Raw genomic sequence first — 517 nt, forward strand, 5'->3', positions numbered from 1 at the left:
GTGTTTTCGCTATTGATGCAGGTGATGGCGATAGCGCCGATTGTGGCACCGCCGTTGGGCAACCTGTTGTCGGGCACGCTGGGTTGGCAGGCGATTTTCTGGGGACTGGGTATCGTCGGGGCAATCATGCTGTTTGCCACCTGGCGCTGGGTGCCAGAGAGTCTGCCGCGAAGTCAGCGCATGCAGGGCAATATTGGTGCGGCTTTTGTCGGTTATACCGCGCTGTTTCGCCAGCGCATCTATATGGGATTCACCCTGTCCGGGGCGTTCACCATGGGCGGACTGTTTACCTATATTGGCGCATCGGCATTTATTTTTATCGATTATTTCCATCTCTCTCCCACCCTCTACAGCACCCTGTTTGCCGCGAATGCGCTGGGCATGGTGGTGTGCGGGCAGATCAACATCTTTCTGCTTAACCGCTGGCGCGAGCAGCAGATTCTCGCCGTGGGATTAGGGATACATCTGGTCGGAACCTTGTTGCTGGTAGGGCTGTGGTTGAGCGGTGGCGCGACGT

The 517-nt window shown here is 57.1% G+C and carries 1 protein-coding gene; it reads left to right on the top strand.

Annotated features, from left to right (window positions below; genetic code table 11):
• A partial coding sequence (locus J5224_RS35165; protein ID WP_264629407.1) for an MFS transporter occupies positions 1-517 on the top strand: 517 nt, incomplete at both ends.

Source organism: Candidatus Symbiopectobacterium sp. NZEC135, from assembly GCF_025962695.1.